This is a genomic window from Acidovorax sp. NN32, assembly GCF_057597245.1.
The window spans coordinates 4,517,889-4,532,051 of the sequence record NZ_CP199679.1 but is presented as its reverse complement, the minus strand read 5'-3'; the positions used below and the strand labels follow the sequence as shown (position 1 = coordinate 4,532,051).

Annotated in this window: 15 protein-coding genes; 7 read left to right on the top strand and 8 right to left on the bottom strand. The window is 66.8% G+C overall.

The features are described from left to right. Nucleotides 1-162: 162 nt before the first annotated feature. Complete coding sequence (tyrS, locus tag ACT89O_RS20830) at nt 163-1,395, top strand: tyrosine--tRNA ligase (RefSeq protein WP_487261069.1); 1,233 nt, start codon at nt 163-165, stop codon at nt 1,393-1,395. A gap of 95 nt (nt 1,396-1,490) precedes the next feature. On the opposite strand, the gene ACT89O_RS20825 is transcribed toward tyrS, so the two are convergent. Continuing rightward, entirely contained in the window at nt 1,491-2,492 is a 1,002-nt protein-coding gene (locus ACT89O_RS20825) for a LysR substrate-binding domain-containing protein (RefSeq protein WP_487261068.1), read from the bottom strand. A 132-nt stretch (nt 2,493-2,624) separates the two neighbouring features. Here ACT89O_RS20825 and ACT89O_RS20820 point away from each other — a divergent pair, with 132 nt between their 5' ends. Together ACT89O_RS20820 and ACT89O_RS20815 are read left to right on the top strand one after the other, a co-directional pair. Then, nucleotides 2,625-3,164 carry a DUF2917 domain-containing protein gene (locus tag ACT89O_RS20820; RefSeq protein ID WP_228896100.1) on the top strand — a complete coding sequence of 180 codons (540 nt, stop codon included), beginning with the start codon at nt 2,625-2,627 and terminating at the stop codon, nt 3,162-3,164. 105 nt (nt 3,165-3,269) lie between these two features. After that, the gene (locus ACT89O_RS20815) at nt 3,270-3,647 is read left to right on the top strand and encodes a DUF2917 domain-containing protein (RefSeq protein ID WP_487261067.1); all 378 of its coding nucleotides are present in this window, start codon (nt 3,270-3,272) and stop codon (nt 3,645-3,647) included. A gap of 124 nt (nt 3,648-3,771) precedes the next feature. Here the strand turns inward: ACT89O_RS20815 and ACT89O_RS20810 are convergent, their stop codons facing one another. Then, the gene (locus ACT89O_RS20810; protein ID WP_121508510.1) at nt 3,772-4,380 is read right to left on the bottom strand and encodes a TetR/AcrR family transcriptional regulator; all 609 of its coding nucleotides are present in this window, start codon (nt 4,378-4,380) and stop codon (nt 3,772-3,774) included. A gap of 230 nt (nt 4,381-4,610) precedes the next feature. On the opposite strand from ACT89O_RS20810, the gene fabF reads away from it, so the two are divergent. Continuing rightward, the gene (fabF, locus tag ACT89O_RS20805) at nt 4,611-5,885 is read left to right on the top strand and encodes a beta-ketoacyl-ACP synthase II (RefSeq protein ID WP_487262891.1); all 1,275 of its coding nucleotides are present in this window, start codon (nt 4,611-4,613) and stop codon (nt 5,883-5,885) included. A gap of 36 nt (nt 5,886-5,921) precedes the next feature. Here fabF and ACT89O_RS20800 read toward each other — a convergent pair whose 3' ends face one another. Further along, nucleotides 5,922-6,320: a BLUF domain-containing protein gene (locus ACT89O_RS20800; RefSeq protein WP_055394662.1), complete on the bottom strand. Its 399-nt coding sequence runs from the start codon at nt 6,318-6,320 to the stop codon at nt 5,922-5,924. A 126-nt stretch (nt 6,321-6,446) separates the two neighbouring features. Between ACT89O_RS20800 and ACT89O_RS20795 the strand changes: the two genes are divergently transcribed. The 3 genes from ACT89O_RS20795 (at nt 6,447) to ACT89O_RS20785 (ending at nt 9,591) form a co-directional block, all read left to right on the top strand. Continuing rightward, on the top strand, nt 6,447-7,202 hold the full coding sequence (locus tag ACT89O_RS20795; protein ID WP_121421217.1) for a Crp/Fnr family transcriptional regulator: 756 nt from the start codon (nt 6,447-6,449) through the stop codon (nt 7,200-7,202). A 167-nt stretch (nt 7,203-7,369) separates the two neighbouring features. Continuing rightward, nucleotides 7,370-8,800: a bifunctional UDP-N-acetylglucosamine diphosphorylase/glucosamine-1-phosphate N-acetyltransferase GlmU gene (glmU, locus tag ACT89O_RS20790; RefSeq protein ID WP_487261066.1), complete on the top strand. Its 1,431-nt coding sequence runs from the start codon at nt 7,370-7,372 to the stop codon at nt 8,798-8,800. Further along, entirely contained in the window at nt 8,797-9,591 is a 795-nt protein-coding gene (locus ACT89O_RS20785) for a sensor histidine kinase (protein ID WP_431150779.1), read from the top strand. Before glmU ends, ACT89O_RS20785 begins: the two co-directional genes overlap by 4 nt. A 144-nt stretch (nt 9,592-9,735) precedes the next feature. Here the strand turns inward: ACT89O_RS20785 and ACT89O_RS20780 are convergent, their stop codons facing one another. The 5 genes from ACT89O_RS20780 to ACT89O_RS20760 form a co-directional block, all read right to left on the bottom strand. After that, nucleotides 9,736-10,866, bottom strand: a complete 1,131-nt coding sequence (locus ACT89O_RS20780; RefSeq protein ID WP_431150778.1) for a diguanylate cyclase — start codon at nt 10,864-10,866, stop codon at nt 9,736-9,738. A 48-nt stretch (nt 10,867-10,914) separates the two neighbouring features. Continuing rightward, the gene (locus ACT89O_RS20775; protein WP_431150776.1) at nt 10,915-11,967 is read right to left on the bottom strand and encodes a diguanylate cyclase; all 1,053 of its coding nucleotides are present in this window, start codon (nt 11,965-11,967) and stop codon (nt 10,915-10,917) included. A gap of 156 nt (nt 11,968-12,123) precedes the next feature. Next, nucleotides 12,124-12,450: a MerR family transcriptional regulator gene (locus tag ACT89O_RS20770; protein ID WP_487261065.1), complete on the bottom strand. Its 327-nt coding sequence runs from the start codon at nt 12,448-12,450 to the stop codon at nt 12,124-12,126. Further along, nucleotides 12,447-13,433, bottom strand: a complete 987-nt coding sequence (locus tag ACT89O_RS20765; RefSeq protein ID WP_487261064.1) for a DnaJ C-terminal domain-containing protein — start codon at nt 13,431-13,433, stop codon at nt 12,447-12,449. The genes ACT89O_RS20770 and ACT89O_RS20765 overlap by 4 nt, the downstream gene beginning before the upstream one ends. 104 nt (nt 13,434-13,537) lie before the next feature. Continuing rightward, on the bottom strand, nt 13,538-14,047 hold the full coding sequence (locus ACT89O_RS20760) for an Lrp/AsnC family transcriptional regulator (RefSeq protein WP_487261063.1): 510 nt from the start codon (nt 14,045-14,047) through the stop codon (nt 13,538-13,540). Nucleotides 14,048-14,163: the final 116 nt, after the last annotated feature.

Sequence of the window (14,163 nt, the reverse complement as noted above, 5' to 3'; positions counted from 1 at the left end):
GCGCTGGCGCGGGGCAAGGCATGGAGCACAGACTGTCAGGCTGCAGCCGTTCGACAGAATGGTCAAAAACAGGTCGAAACAGCGGTCCCACTAGAATCCGCCTCAAGCAATGTGGGCTGAAGTATAGCGGTGCATGCTGTCTAGACATCCCAAAAAACCCTTATGAATCAATCTGCTGTTACAACAACCCCGGTCTCTGATGGTGTAAGACAGGCCCTCGAAATCTCCGTGCGTGGCGTGCAAGAGCTGCTGCCGCAGGACGAATGGGTCAAGAAGCTGGCGCGCTCGGAGGCCACAGGCCAGCCGCTGCGCATCAAACTCGGGCTCGATCCCACGGCTCCCGACATCCACATCGGCCACACGGTGGTGCTGAACAAGATGCGGCAATTGCAAGATCTGGGCCACCAGGTGATTTTCCTGATCGGGGACTTCACCAGCCTGATCGGCGACCCCTCGGGCCGCAACAGCACGCGCCCGCCGCTCACGCCTGAGCAGATCAAGGTGAACGCCGAGACCTATTACAAGCAGGCCAGCATGGTGCTGGACCCGGCCAAGACCGAGATTCGCTACAACAGCGAGTGGAGCGAACCCCTGGGCGCCAGCGGCATGATCCAGCTCGCCTCGCGCTACACCGTGGCGCGCATGATGGAGCGCGACGACTTCCACAAGCGCTTCACCACCGGCCACTCCATTGCGGTGCACGAGTTCCTGTACCCGCTGATGCAGGGCTACGACTCGGTGGCGCTCAAGAGCGACCTGGAGCTGGGCGGCACGGACCAGAAGTTCAACCTGCTCATGGGCCGCCATCTGCAGCAGGAATATGGTCAGGAGCCGCAGTGTGTGCTCACCATGCCGCTGCTGGTGGGGCTCGATGGCGTGGACAAGATGTCCAAGTCCAAGAACAACTACATCGGCATCACCGAAGACGCCAACACCATGTTCGCCAAGGTGCTGTCGATCAGCGACACCCTGATGTGGGACTGGTACACGCTCTTGTCGTTCAAGAGCCTGGCTGAGATCGCCGCACTCAAGGCCGAGGTGGAGGGCGGGCGCAACCCCAAGGACGCCAAGGTGATGCTGGCCAAGGAGATCACCACGCGCTTCCACAGCGCGGCTGCGGCCGATGCGGCCGAACAGGACTTCATCAACCGCAGCAAGGGCGGCGTGCCCGAAGACATTCCCGAGGTGGCGCTCTCCGGTGCGCCGCTGGGCATCGGCGCCTTGCTCAAGCAGGCCAACCTGGCGCCCTCGGGCAGCGAGGCCAACCGCCTGATCGACGGCGGCGGCGTGCGTGTGGATGGCAGCGTGGTCAGCGACAAGGGCCTGAAGCTGGCCGCTGGCACCTACGTGGTGCAGGTGGGCAAGCGCAAGTTCGCAAGAGTGACTTTGTCCTGATTTTTAAGTCAGATTGGCTGTCAGCGCTTGTCGAATAAGCGCTGGAAGCTATCAAAATAAAAGCGCTGAAGCCGCAAGGCCCAGCGCTTTCTTCATCAGGCCCCGTCCAGGTTGTCGTTCAAATCCGGATCGGGCACATCGCCAATTGCCTGGCGGGTGGCCTCGGCCTGCACCTGCAGCCAGGCGCAGAAGGCCTTGATCTCCGGCCGCTGCGCGCTGCGTGGCCCCACCATGAGCCAATAGGCCAGCGGCGAGTCGATGCGGTGGCCGGGCAGCACCTCCACGAGGTCGCCAGCGGCCAGCGCATCGGCAATCAGCGGCATGCGTGCCAGCGCCAGGCCCTGGCCGGCCAGCGCGGCCTGCACGATCTGGTGGGCGTAGTTGAAGTACAGCCAACGCTGGGGTTGCAGCTTGGTCAGGTCGCACGTGTCGAACCAGCGGCGCCAGCTCAGGTATTCCAGGTAGTGCGTGCGGTGGGCGTCGCCTGCCTCGATCAGGGTGAACTGCGCTACATCGGCGGGGGTGCGCAGCGGTTTGCCGCTCTTGAGCAGCCAGGGGCTGGCCACCACGGCCAGTTGCTCGCCAAACAGGCGGATGCCGCCTTGCGTGGCGCCGGCGGGCATGGCGTAGCGCAGGGCCAGGTCCACGTCCGAGGTTTCCAGGTCCACCTGCACGTCGCTCGCATCAATGCGGATGTCGATGCCGGGGTTGTCGCGCTGAAACTCCTCCATGCGCGGGATCAGCCACATCGACGCAAAGCTGGCCCAGGTGGTGATGGCCACACTGCGTCGCCCGGCCGTCTGACGCACCAGGCGCACGGCGGCGTCCATGCGCTCCAGCGCCGGGCCCACGGCACGCTGCAGCTGCGCGCCCGCGCTGGTCAGCTCCACCGCGCGGGTGTGGCGCAGAAACAGGGGCACGCCCACTTCTTCCTCCAGCGCCTGGATCTGGCGGCTTACGGCCGACTGGGTGAGCGCCAGTTCGTCGGCGGCGGCGCGGAAGTTCAGGTGTTTGGCCACCGCGAGAAAGGCGCGCCAGTGCCCGGTGGCCACGGGGCGGGTGCGAAGGACGGCGGGGGAATATTCGGCAGAGGCCATGGCAGGTGTCCTGGAGGGCGATTCATGCGTTGACGGAATGAATAGCGTACCGCGTTTTCATTGGACTGTGTACGGTGGAAGGCGCACCATTCAGGCTCCTCAACACGTTTTACTGAAGCCAAGGAGCCTGTCATGTCCCCCCGCAACGTTCTGGAATCGCAACAATCCGTCCACGCCGCCCTGGCTGGCCGTCGTGCGGCCGGTTGCTGGAAACTGGCCACAGGCCGGGCCTTGTCGCTGCGGCCGCACACCCATGGTGTATTGCAGATTGCGCAGGGGCAGGTCTGGCTCACCCTGAGCGGGTCTTTGGCGGATTTGCCGGGGGCGGCGGCCGATCATGTGCTGCGGGCTGGGGAGCAATTGACCATTGCGCCGGGCCAGCATGTGGTGATGGAAGCCTGGAACCCCCGGGGCAACGCTGAGGCCGTGGCTTTCCGTTGGGACAGCGTGGTGGCACCCGCCACGGCGCAGCCCGCCAGCCTGGCCGCCCGCGACTGGGAATGTGGCGTGGTGCAGCCGCTGCGCGACCTGGTGCAGGCACTGGGCCAAAGCGGGCGCGCCCTGGGTGCGGCGCTGGCCGATGTGACGGGTGCAGGCGGCCGGTTCGCCGCCGGTCTGGCCCGGTTTGCTCTGCATCGGATAGCAGCACCGCTACAGCGCAAGCCCGCTTGAAGCGTATATGCAGGAAAAGCATCAATAGGTGCCGTGCTTTTCATTGGACGTTGTTCTGCAAGCCGCGCACCATACGGTCTTATTAGGGTTTACCCGGAGAACACCATGACAACCTCTCACGCTCTTCATCTGTTTGCATCTTCCCGCGCGCTGGGCGCGGTCGCTGGTAGCACCGGCAACGTGGCAGCGGGCGCTGCTGTCACGCTGGCACCCAAGGTTGCAATGACTTTGCGCATTGCCGAAGGCCAGGCCTGGGTCACGCTGGGCAAGGGCCTGGGCGACAGCAGCGACGTGTTCCTGTGCGCAGGGCAGTCGCTGCCCGTGGCTGCGGGCCAGTCTGTGGTGGTCGAGTCGCTGAACGGCCGCCGTCTGCAGTACCGCTGGGTGGATGGCGATGCCGCCAGTGCCCGCCCCGCATCCTGGTGGCGCCGTGCGTCCGTTGGCAACGGGGCTCCCGCCTGGGGCGATGCCTGCTGCGCCTGACCTGATCTGAGGCGCTCGGTCGCCTCGGTTTGGGCGTGGAGTTAGAGTCAAAAGAGCTGCTACCGCTTGTCCATCAAGCGGTAGCAGCTCTTTTTTTAATAGCGAACGGGGAATCACCAGACCGTCAGCGCGGCTCTTCGCCCAACAGCCCAATCAGCTGGGTCTGCAGCGTCGTCAGCAGTTCATCCGACAACGCGGGCTGCGCCGCAGCGGTGGCTCGGGCCAGCACCAGCCCGCCGACCATGGTGGCCAGCACTTGTATCGCGCAATCCCGGTCTTGTGACCGCACGGTTGCGCTGCCTGCCTCGGCCCTGCTGTCGACCAACAACTGGGCAAACCGCTGGATGTTGCGCTCGATGCCCTCGGCAAACACTTCCGACAGCCCACCGCCCGCCCGTGCGGCGTCCACCGCCAGCGCGGCGACGGGGCAGCCGGTGCCCGGCGCGTCGCGGTGCTGGGGCGAGAGGTAGCGCTGGATGCGCTCGCCCACGGTGGTGTGGGGTGTGGCGCCTTCCAGCGGGGTCATCGACCAGTCAAACGCCCGCGCACACGCCTCCTGCACCAGCGCGTCCTTGGAGGCGAAATGCCGGTACAGCCCGCCATGGGTGAGCCCGGCGTTGCGCGTGATGTCGGCCACGCCCACGCCGGTCAGCCCCCGCTCGCGGTACAGGCGGGAGGCTGCGTCCAGGATGCCCTGCCGGTTCTCTGCGGCCTGTGCTTTGGAAACCTTCATGGGAGCCTCTTATTGATTGCGAGCGTACGCAAAAAGCGGTTGTGCCTTTATGATGATGGCTGCAATCATAAAGGCGCGGGCCCTTTCCGCGCGTCGCTGCAGCGTCCCAGAACCGGTTCTTGGTGCTGCGCCCAATTTGTCTGACGAGGTGAATGCATGAAAAAAATGATCCCTGGCGGCCGTGGTGCCGAGGTGTGGAGTGGTTTGTGCTGCGACAAGGCGGTGGCCTGATGCGGCGCGTTGTGGTCACGGGCATGGGCCTGGTGTCGCCGCTGGGCTGCGGCGTGGAACTGGTCTGGCAGCGCCTGCTGGCCGGGCGCTCGGGCCTCTCACGCCTGCCGGACGCGGTCACGGACGGCATTGCCGCCAAGGTGGCGGGGCAGGTGCCGGATGTGGCGCAAGACCCCGAAGGCGGCTGGGATGTGGACGCCATCGTCTCGTCCAAGGACCAGCGCAAGATGGACCGCTTCATCCCCTTTGCGCTGGGCGCGGCGCAGCAGGCGCTGGCGCAGGCCGGCTGGCCGCCTGCCGATGAGCATGCGCGCGAGCGCACGGCCACGGTGATCGCTTCGGGCATTGGCGGCTTTGGCGCGATTGCCGAGGCGGTGCGCACCACCGACACGCGCGGCCCGCAGCGCCTGTCGCCGTTCACGGTGCCCTCCTTCCTCGTCAATCTGGCGGCAGGGCAGGTGTCGATTCGCCATGGCCTCAAGGGGCCGCTGGGGGCGCCGGTCACCGCGTGCGCCGCCAGCGTGCAGGCGATTGGCGACGCCGCGCGCCTGATCCGCAGCGGCGAGGCCGATGTGGCCCTGTGCGGCGGTAGCGAGGCGGCCATTGACCGCGTGAGTCTGGGCGGCTTTGCAGCGGCCAAAGCGCTCGGCACGGCGTTCAATGACACCCCCGAGCAGGCATCGCGCCCGTTCGATGCGCAGCGCGACGGCTTTGTGATGGGCGAGGGCGCGGGCATGCTGGTGATCGAGGCGCTGGACCATGCCCTCGCGCGCGGAGCCACGCCGCTGGCCGAGCTGGTGGGCTACGGCACGTCGGCCGACGCGTACCACATCACCTCCGGCCCCGAAGACGGTGACGGCGCAGCGCGCAGCATGCTGGCAGCGCTGGCGCAGGCAGGCCTCACGTCGCAGGACGTGCAGCATCTGAACGCCCACGCCACGTCCACCGGGGTGGGCGACCGGGGCGAGCTGGCCGCCATTCGCCGTGTGTTTGGCGCGGGGGCACAAGTGGCCATCAGCTCCACCAAGTCGGCCACGGGCCATCTGCTGGGGGCGGCGGGCGCGGTGGCCGCCATCTTCACCACGTTGGCGCTGCGCGACCAGGTGGTGCCGGGCACGCTGAACCTGCGCACGCCCGATGCGTTGGCCGAGGGGCTGGACCTGGTGGCGCTGCGGCCCCGGCCCATGGCGCTCTCCCACGCCATGCTCAACGGGTTTGGTTTTGGCGGCGTGAACGCCACGCTGGTCCTGCGGCGCTGGCCGGTAGCCGCTTGATGTCTGGTGTCTGCCCCGTGCTGTGGGGGGGCGGTCTCAGTGGACGAGTTCGCCCCGCACGGCTTCGAAGGCGGCCAGGGCTGCATCCCCATCCAATTTCTCCATGCGGGCGAGTGCATCCTCGTCTTCCACGGTGCTGAATGCCAGACTGAAGTGTTGAAAACGCCGGCCCGCCAGCGGGCCGTGGTGCAGCACCTCGACGTTGACATGGCGGGGGTCGTTGCGGATGCGTTCGATGAGTTTGAGCACCGCCTTCTGCGGACCTTCGAGCTGCTGGCAAAAACGCTGGCCGTCAAAAATCAGCAATCCCGTCACGTCCAGCTCCGCGTTGACCTGGCGCGCTCGCCCGGCAATCTCGGCCACCACGCTCAGCGGTTGCTCGGGGGCGAGGGTGCTCACGTAGAGGACCTCGTAAAGGGCGGGGGATACGTTCATAAGTGAGGCCCAATGTAGGGGGCACACGGCGGTTGCACAATGTCAAAAGACATAGATGTAACTGCTGCGCCACCCGGCGCGTTGTGGTGCTGTCGCCAAATGTGAATCGATGAGAATTGCGCCACCATGAACGCCACCCTGCCCGCCCATGTCTGCCCCCCAACGTGCCACGATTGCAGATTGCGCAAGACCGGCGCCTTCACCGCCGTGAAGCCCGAGGTGCTGGACTTCATTGAAGGCTTTCGCACCGACAGCCTGGCCGTGGAAGCAGGCGGCGCGCTGGTGCGCGAAAACCAGACCAACGCCAAGCTGTTCACGCTGTATTCGGGCTGGGCCTTTCGCTACAAGACCATGAGCGACGGGCGCCGCCAGATCCTCAATTTTTTGCTGCCTGGCGACTTGGTGGGCCTGCAGCAGGAGTTTGGCGATGTCTCCACCCATGGCATCGAGGCGCTGACCGATTGTTCGCTGTGTGTGTTCCAGAACGACAGCCTGTGGGCGCTGTTTCGCGAGCACCCGCGCCTGGGCTACGACATCACCTGGCTGTCGGCGCACGAAGAAGGCCATGTGGACGACAACCTGCTTACCGCCGGCCGCCGCAACGCCACCGAGCGCGTGGCCATGCTGCTCATGCACCTGTACCGACGGCTTGACCGCATCGGGCTGGTGGAGGACGGCACAGTGGCGTTCCCGCTCAACCAGCAGCACATTGCCGACGCCCTGGGGCTGTCGCTGGTGCACACCAACAAGACGCTGCGGCGCCTGTCGCTGCTGGGCCTGCACGAGCTGAAGAACGGCCGCCTGCGCCTGCTCAACACCCGGGCTCTTGCGCGCATCGCCGAGTACTACGACACGCCGCCCCGGCTGATGCCGCTGCTGTAAACGCTGTCCGCTGCGGCAGAAATCTGAGAGAAATGGCCTCTAGCGCTTGATAGATAAGCGCGAATAGCTATTGCTTTAATAGCTTTTTGCGCCCAGCTGGCTGCAGCCGATAATCCACGCCATGCCCGCGCGCCGGGCTTTTGCAGCGCCCACCCATCTCCTCTTTCATGACCCCACTCGACATCCTCATCATGGCGGCCGGCAAAGGCACGCGCATGAAAAGCCGCCTGCCCAAGGTCCTGCAGCGCCTGGCCGGCCGCCCCCTGCTGCACCATGTGCTGGACCAGGCCGCGCACCTGCAGGCCCGCAGCGCCATCGTCATCACCGGCCATGGCGCTACAGAAGTAGAAGCGGCTACCGCAGGTGCAGCAGGCGATGGCGCCTCTTTTGACCTCAAATTCGTGCGCCAGGAACCCCAACTGGGCACGGGTCATGCCGTGTTGCAGGCCGTGCCGCACCTGCGCGAAGACGGCACGGTGGTGGTGCTCTCGGGCGATGTGCCCCTGACCCAGGCCGACACCCTGCGCGCCCTGGTGGCTGCCAGCGGTGGCGAGCGGCTGGCGCTGCTCACGGTGACCCTGCCCGATCCCACGGGCTATGGCCGCATCGTGCGCAATACATCGGATGCCGTGCAAGGCATCGTCGAACACAAGGACGCGAGCGACGCCCAGCGCGCCATCACCGAGATCTACAGCGGCATCATGGCCGTGCCCGCGCGGTTGCTCACGCCCTGGCTGGCGCGGCTCACCAATGACAATGCCCAGGGCGAGTACTACCTGACCGACATCGTCGCCATGGCCGTGGCTGACGGCGTGCCGGTGGTGGCCCACCGCATCAGCGATGCGCTGCAGGTGGCAGGCGTCAACAGTCCGCTGCAACTGGCCGAGCTGGAGCGTGCGCACCAACTGCGCCAGGCGCGGGCGCTGATGGAGCAGGGCGTGCGCCTGGCCGACCCGGCCCGGTTCGATGTGCGCGACGACACCCGCACCGGCGTGCGTGGCGAGCTGGTCTGCGGGCAGGATGTGGAGATTGATGTGAACTGCGTCTTCACCGGCCGTGTGGAGCTGGGCGAGGGCGTGAGCATTGGCGCGAACTGCTGCATTGCCAACGCACGCATCGCAGCAGGCGCGGTGATCCACCCCTACACCCACATCGACGGCGAAAAGCTGGGCGCCACCGTGGGCGAGGGCGCGCTGATCGGCCCGTTTGCCCGCCTGCGCCCCGGCGCCCAACTGGGCCGCGAGGTGCACATCGGCAACTTTGTGGAAGTGAAGAATTCCACCCTGGCCGATGGTGCCAAGGCCAACCACCTGGCCTACCTAGGGGACGCCACGGTGGGCGAACGCGTGAACTACGGCGCAGGCAGCATCACCGCCAACTACGACGGTGCCAACAAGCATCGCACGGTGATCGAGGCCGATGTGCATGTGGGCAGCAACTGCGTGCTGGTGGCGCCCGTGACCATTGGTGCGGGCGGCACGGTGGGTGGTGGCAGCACGATTACCAAGAGCACGGCGCCGGGGGCGCTGAGTGTGGCGCGGGGCAAGCAGGTGAGCATTGCCAACTGGGCGAGGCCCGCCAAACAACCCAAGCCATGAGCGCGCCAGACGCCAGCGCCGGGGACGAGCTGCAGCAATTGCAGGGATTGCGCGCCGCGCTGGCCCGCAGCCAGCAGCAGGTGGCCGACATGGCCGCTGCGCAAGAGGAGTTCTTGCGTGCCGTGTCGCACGACCTGCGCGCGCCGCTGCGGCATGTGACGTCGTACGGCACGCTGGTACGCGAGGTGCTGAGCGACCTGCCGCCCGAGGTGGTGCAGGGTGCCGAGGTGCAGGAGGCGCTGGGTTTTCTGGCCACGATGGACCAGTCTGCCCGGCGCATGGGGCTGATGATCGACGGCCTGCAAGCCCTGGTGCGCGCCAGCCGCGCGCCGCTGCGCCTGCAGCCGGTGCCGCTGGGTGGTGCCATCCCCCAGGCGCGCGCCGCGCTGGCCGCTGCGGAGGCCGGGCGGGCGGTGGAGTGGCGCATTGCGTCGGATTTGCCCACTCTGCAGGCCGACCCCACGCTGCTGCAGGAGCTGCTGGTGCAAGTGTTGGGCAATGCCCTGAAGTTCACCCGCCCTGTGGCGCACGCGTGCATCACGGTGTCGGCGGATGCTGCACCCGCAGGCCAGGTGGCTTTTACGGTGCAAGACAACGGCGTGGGCTTTGACCCCGCGCGCGCGGGCAGCTTGTTCGGCGTGTTCCAGCGCCTGCACCGCGAGACGGAGTTTGACGGCGTGGGAGCGGGGCTGGCGCTGTGTCGCGCGGTGGCGCAGCGCCATGGCGCGCAGATCAGTGCCGCGGCGGTGCCGGGCGGTGGCTGCACGGTGCGTGTGTGCTGGCCGGGGTGAGCAAGGATTTGATGATTTGCTATTAAAAATATAGCTGTTTGCGCTTGGTGGGTAAGCGCTGGCGGCAATTATTATGCTGATTCCTGGGGCCCGCGGCGTTGTCAGCGCCCCGGGCTCAGCAGGTGCAGCAAACCCCCTCCGGGTTCAATGGGTCTGCACCACCTGGGTAGGTGGTGCCGCGTGGGATGTCTGCGCTTCATGGTCTGCCACCTGGTTGCGCCCGGCGTTTTTGGCGCGGTACAGGGCGGCGTCGGCGTCGTTGATCCACTCGCGCAGGCCCGCCTGGTGGGGCGCGGCTTGTGCCAGGCCGATGCTGCTGGTGAGGTGCAAACCAGGCTGGTCGCGCAGGTGCAGGGCCGCGATGCGGCTGCGAATGCGCTCGGCGATGGCCAGCGCATCGGCTGCGCGGGTGCCGCTGAGCACCACTGCAAATTCGTCCCCGCCATAGCGGCCTGCGTGGTCGTGTGCGCGCACGCAGTCCAGGATCACCTGGCCCACGGCGTGGATCACTTCGTCCCCCACGGTGTGGCCGTGCAGGTCGTTGATGGACTTGAAGTGGTCGATGTCGATCATCAGCAGGCAGGCGGGGCTGCCGCTGGCGTGAAACCGCTCCAGGCTGAGCTTGGCCTGGTCCTGCCAGTGGCTGCGGGCCACCAGGCCGGTCTGGGCGTCGGTGCGGCGCAGGCTCTCCAGCTCGCGGTTTTGCCGCGCCACCGTGCGGATCAGCCGGTAGCTGGACGTGCTGACCGCCAACCCATGCACGATGAGCAGGGGCAGGGTGCACACCACCACCAGCAGTGAGCTTTCCAGTCGTGGCTCGGGCCGCAGCAGCAAGGTCATCAGCAGGCACATGCCCGCCATGCCGGGCAGGGAGTGCAGCCACAGGCGTTTGATGCCGGTGCTGAACTTGTCGTAGGTGGTGATGAGGACCATCACCACGCAGGGCAGCAGGTTGAAGTGCAGCAGCGGCACCCACATGCCAGCGATGGCCGAGTCGATCAGCAGATTGCGCACTTCGGCCCGGTAGGGATCGGCGCTGTGCCGGGCCAGCAGGTAGGCCAGCTGGGGCCAGACCAGCGCGGTGACCCCCAGCAACCACCACATCCACGCCGGAGACTGGTTGTCGTGCAGAACACTGCCCAGCAACACGGCACCCAGGCCCATGCCCAGCATGCGCAACGGGTAGATGCGGCGGTAGGTCAGCCGCTCCGACGCGGGGCCGATGCCACCGTGGCGGCGGTAAGAAGCAGGCTGCGGATCGTTCGCGGGGGTCATGCTGGCACGGGGCGGCGAATGTGGTGTTCTGGAACCGGTTCTGGGCTGCTACACCGCAGGCGCCAGCGCTGGCTCCATGCACCCCGCCACGCGGTTGCGCCCACCGTTTTTGGCGGCATACAGCGCGGCGTCGGCGGCGTCGATCCAGGCGCGCAGGTTGCTGTGGCGGTGGTCGGCGGGGGCTACGCCGATGCTGCTGGTGATGCGCACGCCGGGCAGGCTGCGCAGGCGCACGCCTTCGGTTTGCTCGCGGATGCGGTGGGCAATGGCCAGCGCGTCCTTGGCGAGCATGCCCGGCAGCACGATGGCAAATTCATCGCCGCCGTAGCGCCCCGCGCAGTCGCCCGCGCGCACGTTGCCGCGCACCACATGGGCCAGCGCGCGGATCACCTCGTCACCCACGGTGTGGCCATGGGCGTCGTTGATTTCCTTGAAATGGTCAATGTCCAGCATCAGCATGCAGGCGGGTTCGTTGCTGGCGTGGTGGCGGCGCAGCGCCGCCTCGGCCTGCTCTTGCCAGTGGCCGCGCCCGAACAGGCCCGTGAGCGCATCCACGCGCCGCAGTTCGTCCAGCATCTGGTTGTGCCGTGCCGACTGGCGGATGAGCTGGTAGCTGACCATGCTGACCGACAGCGTGTGCAGCGCCATCACCGGCAGGCAGGCAACCATGACCCGCATGGAGGTTTCCGGCGCCCAGTGCAGGCCGGCCAGCGCCACGCCCGCCAGCCCTCCGACCAGCATGGCGGGCAGCGCACGCGCCCACAGCCCGCGGATGCCGGTGGTGATCTTGTCCACCATGGTCAGTGTCAGCAGCAACACGCTGGGCAGCAGGTTGAAGTGCATCAACGGCACAAAGCTGGCGGCCAGTGCGGAGTCAATGAGCAGGTTGCGGGTTTCAGCGCGGTAGGGGTCGGCGCTGTGCCGTGTGATCAGGTAGGCCACATGGGGCCACACAAAAGCAGGCAGCACCATGGCCAGCCAGGCGGTGACGCTGGCGTGGCGCTCCCACAGCACCACGCCCACCACCATGCCACCGAGCCCCATGCCCAGAATGCGCAGGGGGTAGATGCGGCGGGGCATCTGGCGGCGGTGTGTGGGCATGGATGGATAGGGTGATGCCGCTCGTGCTGCGCTCTGGTGGGGGCGGGCTCGCGAAAGGGCTGGGGGGAGCTTACATGCCCCTGTGGGGCGATGCCAGCATGAAATGACCAGGTGCTGCGGCGTGGCCCCCCAGTGTTCCGTCGTGCTCAGCCGCGTTCAATGGCCTTTCAGGTGCCGCAGCTGCTGACGCAGGGCGGTGACTTCTTCGATCAGGTCGGCCGTGAGCGCGGCCAGGTGCGGATCGGCGTCGAAGGTGAGTTCCAGGTGGGCAATGCGCCGGGCGCGCACCACGGTGGCCCCGCTGAAGCGCCAGGCCGAGCGGTCGCCTTCGCCTTCGGTGCCAGCCTGCAGCAGCCCCTCTTGCAGCCGCGCGGCCACCCAGTCGGCATCCATGCGGCAGGCGCGGGCCAGGGCGTCCAGCGTGAGGGCGGCGCTGCCATCGTCGAGCAGTTCTGCGGGGGGCGTGGGGGAGTGGGCGCTCATGGCTGGGCTCCTTGCGCAGCGCGCGGGTTGTAGTGGGGAAAGGCCTGGGCCAGCGCGGCGTACGCAGCGCGTTCGGCATCGGTGTTGGCCGGTGGCAGGGCCATGTGCAGTTCCAGATAAAGGTCGCCCGGTGGTGTGCCCGGGATGCCCCGGCCTTTGAGGCGCAGCTTGCGCCCCGCCTTCCAGCCTGCGGGCACCGCCACCTCGATGACCGAGCCGCCCGGCGTGCCCACCTCGACCGAGGCGCCCAGGGCTGCCTCCCAGGGGGCCACCACCAGCGGCTGGTAGACATCGCGGCCCTCCGCGCGCCAGCGCGGGTCGGGCTTGAACAGCACCTCCAGAAACAAATCGCCCGCCGGTGCGCCACCCCAGCCCGGGCTGCCCTGGCCAGCCAGGCGGATGAGCTGGCCTTCGCGCACGCCCTGCGGGATCTTGACGGCCAGGTGGCGCTCGTCGCGCACCAGCGATCCGTCATCGGCCTGGTGCGCGCTTTGCAGCGTGAGGGTGCGTTCGGCGCCCTGGTAGGCGTCGGCCAGGTCCAGCTCGATGCGGGCGTGGTGGTCTGCGCCGCGCTGGGTGGGGGGCTGTCTTCCGCTGGTGTGTTCGCTGCGCCCGGCGCCACGCGCCCTGGCGGCGCGGCCAAACAGCTGTTCAAAAAAGTCGCTGTAGTCGCCTGGAGCGCCACCCGGACCACCCGCGCCGTCCGAAAACTCGAACCCCGCATCCCAGTGCGGGGGCGGGCGGAAGTCCTGCCCCGGCTGCATGCGCGGTTCTTGCGCAAGGCGGTCGTAGGCGGCACGTTTTTCCGGGTCGGAGAGCACGGCGTTGGCCTCGTTCACAGCCGTCATGCGCGCCACGGCGTCGGGCTCCTTGCTCACGTCGGGGTGGTATTTGCGCGCCAGCTTGCGATAGGCCTTCTTGATCTCGTCGGCCGTGGCGGTGGGGCTGACCCCCAGCGTCTGGTAGTAGTCCTTGAACTCCATGCGGCGTGGCTCCTGTGTGTCCAACCACTCTATGCCGATGCGGCGGGAAGGCAAGAGGACTGGGACAACGGCATGCAAAGGGGCTGTCAACCATTTGCTATGAATTAAATAGCTGCTTGCGCTTTATGATCAAGCGCTAGAGGCACTTTTGTACCAAATTTTGCCCTGCGGGTTGCAAAGAAGGCCTTCACGTTGCGCACATTGGCATCGCCCGTGAACAGGCGCTGCGACAGCGCCAGGTACCCCGGCATGTCCCGTGTGTGCACCACCAGCACAAAGTCCGGCCCGGGCGATACGCGCCAGCATTGCTGCACGGCGTCGTCGGCCACGGCGCGGGCTTCGAACGCGTCAAGCTGTTCGGCGCCTTGGCGGTCCAGCGACACCTCGACGATGCAGGCCAGCCCGTGGCCCTGAATGGCCGCAAGCCGGTCGGGCTGCAGGATGGCCACCTGGCGCTCGATCAGACCGGCATCGTGCAGGCGCTTGACGCGGCGCAGACAGGTGGGCGGGGAGACATGCACCTGTTCGGCCAGGGATTGGTTGCTCTGCGCCGCGTCGGTTTGCAGCAGGTTGAGCAGCTGCAAGTCTGTGCTGTCGAGTAATATGGATTCCATGATCTTCTATAAATTGAATAAAAATTTCATACATTGCGTTTGATGAAATTTAAGTTCAATTTCATTGAAATATCAATCGATAATTTTTCTCAATGCTGCTTACGATCCGCCCCATC

Coding starts and splice junctions, on each gene's coding strand:
- ACT89O_RS20825 (WP_487261068.1), bottom strand. CDS start 2,492: ATGGCCTCTGCCGAATATTCCCCCGCCGTCCTTCGCACCCGCCCCGTG.
- ACT89O_RS20800 (WP_055394662.1), bottom strand. CDS start 6,320: ATGAACGTATCCCCCGCCCTTTACGAGGTCCTCTACGTGAGCACCCTC.
- ACT89O_RS20780 (WP_431150778.1), bottom strand. CDS start 10,866: ATGACCCCCGCGAACGATCCGCAGCCTGCTTCTTACCGCCGCCACGGT.
- ACT89O_RS20775 (WP_431150776.1), bottom strand. CDS start 11,967: ATGCCCACACACCGCCGCCAGATGCCCCGCCGCATCTACCCCCTGCGC.
- tyrS (WP_487261069.1), top strand. CDS start 163: ATGAATCAATCTGCTGTTACAACAACCCCGGTCTCTGATGGTGTAAGA.
- glmU (WP_487261066.1), top strand. CDS start 7,370: ATGACCCCACTCGACATCCTCATCATGGCGGCCGGCAAAGGCACGCGC.
- ACT89O_RS20815 (WP_487261067.1), top strand. CDS start 3,270: ATGACAACCTCTCACGCTCTTCATCTGTTTGCATCTTCCCGCGCGCTG.
- ACT89O_RS20785 (WP_431150779.1), top strand. CDS start 8,797: ATGAGCGCGCCAGACGCCAGCGCCGGGGACGAGCTGCAGCAATTGCAG.
- ACT89O_RS20820 (WP_228896100.1), top strand. CDS start 2,625: ATGTCCCCCCGCAACGTTCTGGAATCGCAACAATCCGTCCACGCCGCC.
- ACT89O_RS20795 (WP_121421217.1), top strand. CDS start 6,447: ATGAACGCCACCCTGCCCGCCCATGTCTGCCCCCCAACGTGCCACGAT.
- fabF (WP_487262891.1), top strand. CDS start 4,611: ATGCGGCGCGTTGTGGTCACGGGCATGGGCCTGGTGTCGCCGCTGGGC.
- ACT89O_RS20760 (WP_487261063.1), bottom strand. CDS start 14,047: ATGGAATCCATATTACTCGACAGCACAGACTTGCAGCTGCTCAACCTG.
- ACT89O_RS20810 (WP_121508510.1), bottom strand. CDS start 4,380: ATGAAGGTTTCCAAAGCACAGGCCGCAGAGAACCGGCAGGGCATCCTG.
- ACT89O_RS20765 (WP_487261064.1), bottom strand. CDS start 13,433: ATGGAGTTCAAGGACTACTACCAGACGCTGGGGGTCAGCCCCACCGCC.
- ACT89O_RS20770 (WP_487261065.1), bottom strand. CDS start 12,450: ATGAGCGCCCACTCCCCCACGCCCCCCGCAGAACTGCTCGACGATGGC.